Source organism: Candidatus Pelagibacter sp. (assembly GCF_052049775.1).
Classification (GTDB): Bacteria; Pseudomonadota; Alphaproteobacteria; order Pelagibacterales; family Pelagibacteraceae; genus Pelagibacter.
This window is the reverse complement of the sequence record NZ_JBNGZH010000003.1, coordinates 1-9341: the sequence shown is the minus strand read 5'-3', so window position 1 is coordinate 9341 and position 9341 is coordinate 1. Positions and strand designations below refer to the sequence as shown.

The 9341-nt window shown below is 30.7% G+C and carries 8 protein-coding genes; 2 read left to right on the top strand and 6 right to left on the bottom strand.

All coding sequences use genetic code 11. The features are described from left to right. Positions 1 to 347, top strand: a 347-nt coding sequence (locus tag ACTT83_RS00185; protein WP_440918250.1) for an STAS domain-containing protein, incomplete at its 5' end; no start/stop codon positions are given. Then, on the top strand, positions 347 to 760 hold the full coding sequence (locus ACTT83_RS00180) for an ATP-binding protein (protein ID WP_440918249.1): 414 nt from the start codon (positions 347 to 349) through the stop codon (positions 758 to 760). The genes ACTT83_RS00185 and ACTT83_RS00180, both read left to right, overlap by 1 nt. Here ACTT83_RS00180 and ACTT83_RS00175 read toward each other — a convergent pair. The 6 genes from ACTT83_RS00175 to pilM are packed head-to-tail and all read right to left on the bottom strand — an operon-like array spanning position 757 to position 8899. Continuing rightward, on the bottom strand, positions 757 to 1995 hold the full coding sequence (locus ACTT83_RS00175; protein WP_440918248.1) for a type II secretion system F family protein: 1239 nt from the start codon (positions 1993 to 1995) through the stop codon (positions 757 to 759). The genes ACTT83_RS00180 and ACTT83_RS00175 overlap by 4 nt on opposite strands. A 20-nt stretch (positions 1996 to 2015) precedes the next feature. Beyond that, a complete protein-coding gene (locus tag ACTT83_RS00170) occupies positions 2016 to 3767 on the bottom strand; it encodes a GspE/PulE family protein (RefSeq protein WP_440918247.1) in 1752 nt (583 codons plus the stop codon). Next, positions 3768 to 5306, bottom strand: a complete 1539-nt coding sequence (pilQ, locus tag ACTT83_RS00165; RefSeq protein ID WP_440918246.1) for a type IV pilus secretin PilQ — start codon at positions 5304 to 5306, stop codon at positions 3768 to 3770. Next, positions 5296 to 5799 (bottom strand): pilus assembly protein PilP, encoded by a 504-nt coding sequence (locus ACTT83_RS00160; protein ID WP_440918245.1) that lies wholly within the window; start codon positions 5797 to 5799, stop codon positions 5296 to 5298. The genes pilQ and ACTT83_RS00160 overlap by 11 nt, the downstream gene beginning before the upstream one ends. Beyond that, complete coding sequence (locus ACTT83_RS00155; protein WP_440918244.1) at positions 5786 to 6472, bottom strand: pilus assembly protein PilO; 687 nt, start codon at positions 6470 to 6472, stop codon at positions 5786 to 5788. The genes ACTT83_RS00160 and ACTT83_RS00155 overlap by 14 nt, the downstream gene beginning before the upstream one ends. Before the next feature lie 3 nt (positions 6473 to 6475). Next, entirely contained in the window at positions 6476 to 8899 is a 2424-nt protein-coding gene (pilM, locus tag ACTT83_RS00150) for a pilus assembly protein PilM (RefSeq protein WP_440918243.1), read from the bottom strand. Positions 8900 to 9341: the final 442 nt, after the last annotated feature.

Below are 9341 nucleotides of genomic sequence, written 5' to 3'. Positions count from 1 at the left end.
ACATTTTAGGATTTATTTATGTTATCAGTTTATCGAAATTAAAAATTATGACTTATAAAGTTACAGAGGAGAATAATGTCAGTACTGTTTTTTTAAATGGTGAAATTGACATGGACGTTACTGAAAAAGCTAAAGAAGTAATTTTACCATTAGTTGAAGCAGGTAAAGAAGTTCATCTTAATTTAAAAGACGTTGCATATATGGACTCATCTGGAATTTCAGTTCTTATTGAAAGCCACCAAAAAGCTCTTGAACATAATACTAAGGTTATTGTTAAAGAGGTAAGTAAATCTGTTTTAAAAGTAATTATGATGGCTAAACTCGAACAGATCTTAAACTTAGAATAATGAATATTGAACAATCTAAAGATTTTCTCGTTAGCACTGCTAGTTTAAAAGAAGTAAGAACTTTTTCTCGAGAGGTGTTTGAAAAAATTAATCTACCTCAAGATCAAAAAGATGAACTCGTATTAGCTATTGCTGAAGCTGCTCAAAATATTGTGAAACACGCATACAAAGATATTGCTGAAACTTCCGATAGAATGGAAATAAAAATTTCACTTAAAAACAACGATTTAGAAATAGGTTTTTTTGATAAAGGAAAAGCAGTTATACCTGAAAATATTCAGCACAGAAAACTAGATGACATAAAGCCCGGTGGTCTTGGAACTTTTTTTATAAAACAAATTATGGATGCTGCTGTTTTTAAAAAAGACCAAAAGGAATGGGTAAACCATTTAGTGCTTACGAAAAAGATTTAACCAATCAATGCCCCAACATTAAAGATCGGAGAATACATCGCAATCATTAATCCCCCAATCATTACACCCATAAAAACAATCATTATCGGCTCAATCAGACTTGACATGTTATCAACTGTTTGATCAAATTCTTCTTCATAATAAGTTGCTACTGATCCAAACATTTCATCTAATTGACCTGTTTGTTCACCAACAGAAATTAACTGGCTAAATGTTGGTGGAAACAATGGTTCCTTTAAAAAAAGTTTAGTTAACGTATCTCCTGAAAAAACACCTTTTTTAACATTCTCAAGAGCCTCCGTTACAACAACATTGTTACTAACTGATTTCGCAATCTCGAGACTTTCTAACAAATTTACACCCGCAGCACTTAAATTTCCTAAAATTAATGAAATTCTAGCAAGTAAAGATTTTAAGATCATTTCACCAAAAACTGGTAATTTTAAAACTTGTTTATGCCATTTATATTGGATTGCTGCATTTTTAGTTGTCAAATATCTAAATATAATTACGAAGGCTATTATAGAAATTAGCAAAATCATTCCACCAGTTCCCCTTAAAAAATCACTCATACCCATAATAACTGCTGTTGGTTTTGGCAAAGCCAATCCCATGCCATCATACATTTTTGCAAAAACAGGGACTACTTTAATTAACATAAACGCACTTACTGTTATCGCTACAGAAAACATTATTGATGGATACATTAATGCAGATTTTATCTTTTTTTTTATTTTTTCTTTTTTTTCTAATGAATCTACTATTTTTAATAAAAAAACATCTAACTTACCGCTAGCCTCACCTGCCTTGATCAAATTGACATAAACATTGTCGAAATATTGAGGATATTTTTCAAAACACTTAGATAAAGTAACACCGCCCTCAAGACTTTTTCTAATGTCCTCTATTACTTCTTTTATAGCAGGACTTTCCAGTTGATCCCTCAGCATACCTAAAACCTCTAGTATTGGTAATCCAGCTTTGACCATTGTTGCAAATTGCTTGGAAAAAATTAAAATGTCCTCGACTTTTACTTTTTTCTTACCAAAAGAAAAACCTCCCCCTTTGGACTTGGTGGTTTTAGCATCACTCTTTTTCTTTTTTGTTCTATTTAAGTTGGTAATGATAATTTTCTGCTCTTTAAGCTTATGAGAAGCTTCCTCTTGATTAATCGCTTCAATGTTTCCCTCTACATATTTGCCGTCAGAAATCCCTTTATAAGTAAATGCTTCCATTATTCACTAATATATACCAATTATTGGCTGGTTAAAACCCGTTCATACTCCCTAAAATTAAGTTCTCCGTTAGCAATTAACCTTCTTCCCATGTCTTGCATGGTTTGAAAGCCCTCTTTAACGGCAATTTCTCTTAATTCAGGAGTTGTCGCTTTTCTCAGAATTGCCTCTTTAACAGGCTTTGAAACTACTAAAATTTCATAAAGACCCTGTCTTCCTTTATAACCGGTATCTTTACATTTTGGACATCCCTTGCCTTTAAGCGCTTTAACTCTTGAGGCTAATTCAGCGGTAAAACCAAGGTCCTGTAAAACTTTTGGATTAACATCGTCGTCTGGAACTCTGCAATCCTTACATGTTCTTCTGGCTAATCTTTGTGCTAAAACTAACTGACAAGCAGCACTTATTAAATAATCTGGTGTACCCATGTTTTGCAATCTGGTTATTGTACTTGGAGCATCATTAGTGTGTAATGTGCTAAATACTAAGTGTCCTGTCAATGCAGCCTTCAAACCTATATCAACGGTTTCTTTATCTCTCATCTCTCCGACTAATATAATTTCTGGATCTTGTCTTAAAAATGACCTTAGCGCAGCAGCAAAACTTAATCCAATATCATCCTTTATCTGTACTTGACCTACACCATCTAACTCATATTCAACTGGATCTTCTGCAGTTAAAATATTTAAATGAGGTTTGCTCACTTCTTTTAAAATACTATAAAGAGTGGTAGATTTACCTGATCCAGTTGGACCAGTTACTAGTATTAAGCCCTGTGTAGAATGAATTGCCTTTCTTAAATTTTGTAAATCTACGTCCTCAAAATTCAATTGTTCTAAAGTAATATCTCCGGCATCTTTATTTAAAACCCGCATTACTATTCTCTCATTGTTTGCGGTTGGTAAAATAGATAATCGAAGATCAACAACCTTCCCGTCAATTTTGAAATTTATTGCACCATCTTGTGGTAATCGTCTTTCTGCAATGTCTAATTTACCCATGATTTTAAATCGCGTTACAACTGCACCATAGTTATCATGAAGAAATTGTTTATATTGCTCTTGCTCTTGAAGCATTCCATCTAAACGATATCTAACCCTTGAAGTAAACCTATAAGGTTCAATATGAATATCACTAACACCTGATTTGATTGCTTCTGCAACAACGGCTGTACTAAATTTTATTACCTCTGACTCATTTTCTATAGCTTCAATGTCCTCTTCGGGTGGTTTCTCTAAAACTTCACCAGCCTCTCCTAGATCAGAGTCAAAAGTTTTAGTCTTTTCTCTGTTCTCTTTTCTAATCGTTGCTGTTGTGACATCTCCACTTTCTGATTGAAGTTTTTCAATAAATTCTGAAATTTGAGATACCTTTGCTGCATGTAATTCTATATTTTTTTTTGTTATTGCTTTTAAATTACGCATAAGACCTAGTTTAGAACTGTCAGAGATAGCAATGTGAAGAGTTTTGCCATCTACTTTAAAAGGGGCTACGAAATTTACATTGATGTAACTAGAAGGCAGAACACTTTTAATTTCATCACTAATTTGAATTTTTGCTAGATCTACAATTTCAAGACTTTGCTCTTTAACCAAAACATCTAGAATTTTATCTTCATCAGTCAGCTTGAGTTCAAAAACTGCATCTATTTGGGATTTGTTCCCTTCCGTGCTAATCTTTTTTATATTAATTAAATCTTTTCCAGAAATAATATCATTATCAATTAATACGTTAATTAAGTTAATTTCACTTTCTCTACTAATTTTTAACATCTATAAAATCCTTGGTGCAATAAATACCAATAATTCATCCATATTATCGGTCTTTGCTTTTCCTTTAAACATATTTCCCACAACTGGCACGTTTCCTACACCTGGAACTTGTTGTTTACTATTAGTTAAAGCGTTTTTTTTAATTCCACCTATGACCACAATGTCTCCATCTGCTATTAATAATTTAGTGCTGATTTCCATTTTGTTAATTGCAGGGTCACCGGGGTTTGATCTATTTGGTGTATCATTATTAACCTGAATATCTAAAAGAACATTACCATCACCAATTATACTTGGTGTGACCGTCATTTTCAGAGCCGCCTCTTTAAATGAAGTATCTGCCCCCTCTGCCGAACTTGATGCGTAGGGAATTTCTTCACCTTGAGTAATTGTTGCAACCTGATTATCTAGCGTAAATATTTTCGGATTCGAAATAGTTTTTCCTAATCCTTGAGATTCTAAAGCAGTAATTTCAGTTTTAAGAACTGCAGATCCTGTCTTCTTTAATATTCCAATACCACTGGTTTTTCCAGCTGCGGTGAAATCTGTTAGAGAGTCAGTTGTTGCTGATAAAGCTGCTGTCCCAGCACCTATGCCAGCATCACCTGATGTTCCAGCTTGAACACCACCTACTATTTCATTTTGTCTTTTATAATATCCACCAAGTCTTGTTCCTAAAGCTCTTTCAAAGTCAGAGTTTGCTTCTACTATAAAAGCTTCGATTAAAACTTGTTTTGTTCTAACATCAATTTCTTTTATTATTTTGTCTACGACATCTAAATCTTTTTCCTTCCCTCTAGCAATAATTGATCTTGTAGTTTTTTCCTCAGTAAATTGTACTAAAGATATTCCACCATCAGCAGCTTTAAACAATTCATCTAAAGTTGCTTTTGCTTCTGCAGGGCTTATATAATAAAGTCTGAATATTTCTGAGAGTAATGGTTCCACAGAGTCTTCTAGTTCGACTTTTTTTCTAACAGCTGAAGCTCTTGCTGACTTTGTAGACTCTTGTTGTGTTAAATTTGAAGGAGAGTGAACTCTTATTAGATTACTCTGTACGTCAAAATCAGCAGCATAATTTTTTAAATCTAAAAGGGCATTGAAAGCTTTATCCCATGGAATATCTATCAACTGCGCAGTAACTGAACCAGCTACCTCATCTCCAATTAGAATATTTATCTCACCTGCTTTTGCCATAAGTTCAATAGCAGTTCTATAATCAAGATTTTGAAATTTAAATGACACATCCTGTTTTAAAAGCGTGTATTCCTCACCAATTAATAAATAATTTCTTGTTTTTTGAGAGGAAATTTTCTTTCTTTTACCAAGTTTTATTACATCTCCCTCAGCAGGACTAGGTCCCATCTTAACTGTCTTTTCAACTTCTACTTTACCTTTCAGTTTGATGTCATCTTTAATTAGAGGTGTAGGATGTTTAAATTTTTTTGCGCCAAATTTCCCATTTGTTGCACAACTACTCAAAATTAAAGCTGAAAAGATTGCAAATAAAATCAAAAAATTTAATCTTTTAATATTCATTTGCCTCTTTTATTTGATTTTTGAAATTCATAATTATAAATTTGTTATCTTCTTCATTTTCAAAAACAGCTCTTTTAATATCTGCATCAACCAATTTTAAACCGCTTAAAACTTCTTCAAATAACTCTAAAATCATAAATTCACCACCGTCATCAACTAATGTAATGAATTGATTGTCTTTAGTTGAAAATGATCCAACTAATTTGTAAGATCTTAACTTTACTGCACTTGAAGTAGGGTTAGATTCAGTTACTAAATCACTTGCGGTAGAAGCATCTCCTGCAAATGGATCATTTAGTGGAAGAGGCTCTTCCTCAACAATTGAACCCGTTTCATTTTTAATATTCTTTTGCTGAGCAGATTGTTTCTCTTTAACTTGTTTATTTATCTCTTTTGCTTTATCAACAATATTTTGATCGTGACTATCTGATATTGCTTTCTGTGAAAAAATAAAAAAGATAAAAAGTAAAATTATTAATCTAAAAAAAATCATCTGGTAATCCTACTATTGTTAAAGTACCATTTACAACTACCGCACTGGTTGTATCTCCTTTTATCACTTTAATTGTTTCTTTGTCAAAATTTAACATCTTTTGAGACATGGCAACTTGTCGTTTAAACTTAATATAACCAAGGAAATTGCCCTTAATTTGAAATTCTACTGGAATTTTAAAGTAGGCAATATTCTGCTTAACTGTTTTATCAACTTTTTGGGTACTTTTCTTATTTTTAGATCCTGCCATAGCAGATGCTTTTGTCACCGGCACTGGAGTGCCTTTTTGTATTCTAGATATGACTAAATTGTTTGCTCCGGCAAATTGACTTAATGACTCATATAGACCCTCTACCTCAGCTTTACTATGAAACAATGTAGAGTATTTTTCATATTGAGGCGTAAGCTTCTTAATCTTAGCTTTATTAGTTAAGATGCTATTATTCATATTTGAAATTTCAGATTGTTTAGTCTGCATGTCTGATAATTTAGCTTTCTTCTGATCGACAATTGGTCTTAAAACTGAGTAATATATTATTAAAAAAATTATTACAGACGCAAACCCGACTCCAAATTTTATTAAAATTTTTTTATCTATAGATTTAATTTTGGATTTAATACTCTCCAAATCTATATTCTTTAAATCATTGATGTTAATATTTTTTAAATCCATTTATTATCCCTTTACATCCACGATTATAGTAAAATTCTTTTTTACATTAGCAGCGTCCCCAGCTTTTCCCCTATAATTCATATTCCCCAATGAAGCTTGGGTGACCACATCTTGTGCTCCTAAATTATTTATCAATTTTAAGATATCTTGATCAGTGGCAGCCTGGCCTTTCACAACTACTCTATTTTTTCCATCATACTCAACTGAAGAAAATTTAATTCTCTTTGGAACACTCATTGCAACTTGAGCCAAAATCCTGTAGCTTTCTGCTTTATTTGACTTTAAGCTATTACTTAGTTGCAAAGTTTTAGTGATTAAACCTAACTCTTTGTTTACTTTTTTTAAATCAGCTGTTTTGGCCTTATGTGTTGCTAAGACATTATTATAGTTAGTTAGCTTCTTGTTGTATGATTGAATATTCCAGAATGCCAACCCAAAAAGAATAATATAAACAGCTGCAACTGATGCAGTAATACCTTTGAAAGCAAAACTCGAAAAAGCTTTCATCTTTTTTTCTTTAATCATACCTTTTCTATCTGGCAATAAATTTATATTTTTAACAGCTGTGACAAATTTATAATATCCAAATACATCAAGTTTTCTAAAAGCTAGCCCAATCACTGATGATAGATAAGATTTATTTTCTAAATCAACTTTATTTTGGTTTTGTTGCGGAATATAAAGTCCATCAATTGGATCAAACAAATTAAAACCAATATTTACTAAATTTTTTCTAAAAATTGATAAGTAGTCTTCAACATTTTTCAAATCAGAAACAACTTTTATATTTCTTATTCTTCTTTCATATTTAGTTTCAAAGTCTTGGACTGCCTGTTTTACTTGAGTTATAAATCTTCTAACTAGCGCTTCTTTTTCCTCAACATCTTTTGACTCTTTCAATATTTTTCTATCCTGGCCCCTTAAAAAAATGTCTGTAATTATTGGGTTATTATCATATAAAATCATCAAATAATTTTCATCTAAACCAAATTCCAAAACTGCTGTTAAATTCGCATCTTCTGCTTTATTTGAGATTTGATTTATTTGGTCTACAGCAGATTTTAATGCAAAACATTTTACATCAATTATAACTGGATTTAGATTACTTTGTTTAATTATTGATGTGTAATTATTAATGTCAGCTAATTTTGAGGCAACAAATAAAATATCCATGGTATTAGCTTTTTCATTTCTATTGATTACTTGATGAAAAATTGAATAATCATCTAAATTATCAGTCAATTGAACTAAATTTTCCCAAAGTGAATTAGTCTCAATTGCTTTTTGTAATTCTTCTTCTTTCATTAAGGGCGCTGTGACAACTCTAATAATTGCACTTGTAACAGGTATTGCAATCGCTGCGTTTTGTGTAGTAATTTTAGATTTTTGAAATGCAATAGAAAGTTCAGCTCCTAATTTCTCTCCATTTTCTAAAACACTTGCGTCATCTGGTAAATCTACAGGGTGTGCATAAAATTTGTCTAATACCCACTGATTTGATTTGTTAGTTGACACTTGAGCTAGTCTTATTTCTTGATTCGTAATTTCTACTCCAACAATTTCCTCTCCCTTTACTGATGACTTGCCAATTTTAGATTTGAAAAAATTTCCAACTTTTTTTGAAAACTCACTTGATTTAAAAGAGGATTTAGACTCAGAACTTTTTATTTTAAAATTTGGTTTTTTAAATTTAATTTTTCTTAAATTGTCCAAAAAAGAAAATTTAGATTTTTTATTTTCTATTTCATCTTCTTTTGATTGATCCAAATTGATTGGATCATTCTTCTCCTCTGGTATAATATTTTTTCGACTTGATGATTGATTTTCTTCAATTGAACTAAAGGTTTCCAGTTGTGTAGTTGGTTGTTCAGTAACAATTGTTTGTTCCTGAGTTTCTTTTTCTTTTCCTGATACAATATCATCAAACCATTTTTCTAAAATTGGAATTGCTTCTTCGAGATTAGGAGTTCCTGATGATGAAATTTTTTGTTTTCCTTCGTGGTAAAGTCTCCCAACCCAATTTTTTGATTTTAATTCACCCTTATATTTATCTTGTCGAACATAAATGTGTAATCTTCCATCTTTTTTATGTATGACTTCGTGTCCATTTCCATTTCCTCCATCTTTTTTTTCATTTAGAGCCTCTGAAATTTTTTGTTCTCGAGTCTCTACATTAATGTTTTGTGATATTTCAGATTTTGAACTATAATCTTGAGCATCTAAATTTTGATTTTCATTTTTTTTTTCATTTGAAGAGTCAATTTTCTCAGGATGATTATTTTTATTAATCTCATTAGTTGTACTTTCGACATTTGTAGATTTTTCATCCTCTGGTTGAATTTTTTCATCAACTTTAGATTGATTTTCACCTTCAACTTCAGATTTAACTAAATCTTTATCTTTATTATTCTCGTCTTGATCAGCCATACTTAAATTTTATTTTTTTTCTAACACAATTTTCCGAATCTCTAACACAAAACTACTATAAAGTCTAACACAAAATTTAAAAATTAGTGTTCAAAATGAGTTTATTTTTTAAAAAGTCAATAAAATCAACATTTTTTTTAAAATTAATAAATAAAATTTAATTATGATAAATCTAACATATGTATTTTTCTCTAACACAAAATATCAAATAAGAATTGTGTTAGAGTTTTTTTTTTTATTGAAATTTCAAAAAAACAAGTAAAATCAACAAAAATTGAAAATTTATAAAAATATATTTTTTTTGTGTTAGACAAAATATTTTTTGTGTTAGAGCTGTAAATTTATTTACTTCATACTTTTGATAAATTTATTTTCCTCGGATTTTACCATAAATTTGGTAAAAAAATCATTTTTCAATCTAAGATTGATGAATTTTTAACAA

What these genes read in the sequence shown, in the direction of transcription:
- pilM (WP_440918243.1), bottom strand. Translation starts at nt 8,899, where the DNA reads ATGGCTGATCAAGACGAGAATAATAAAGATAAAGATTTAGTTAAATCT.
- ACTT83_RS00170 (WP_440918247.1), bottom strand. Translation starts at nt 3,767, where the DNA reads ATGTTAAAAATTAGTAGAGAAAGTGAAATTAACTTAATTAACGTATTA.
- pilQ (WP_440918246.1), bottom strand. Translation starts at nt 5,306, where the DNA reads ATGAATATTAAAAGATTAAATTTTTTGATTTTATTTGCAATCTTTTCA.
- ACTT83_RS00180 (WP_440918249.1), top strand. Translation starts at nt 347, where the DNA reads ATGAATATTGAACAATCTAAAGATTTTCTCGTTAGCACTGCTAGTTTA.
- ACTT83_RS00175 (WP_440918248.1), bottom strand. Translation starts at nt 1,995, where the DNA reads ATGGAAGCATTTACTTATAAAGGGATTTCTGACGGCAAATATGTAGAG.
- ACTT83_RS00160 (WP_440918245.1), bottom strand. Translation starts at nt 5,799, where the DNA reads ATGATTTTTTTTAGATTAATAATTTTACTTTTTATCTTTTTTATTTTT.
- ACTT83_RS00155 (WP_440918244.1), bottom strand. Translation starts at nt 6,472, where the DNA reads ATGGATTTAAAAAATATTAACATCAATGATTTAAAGAATATAGATTTG.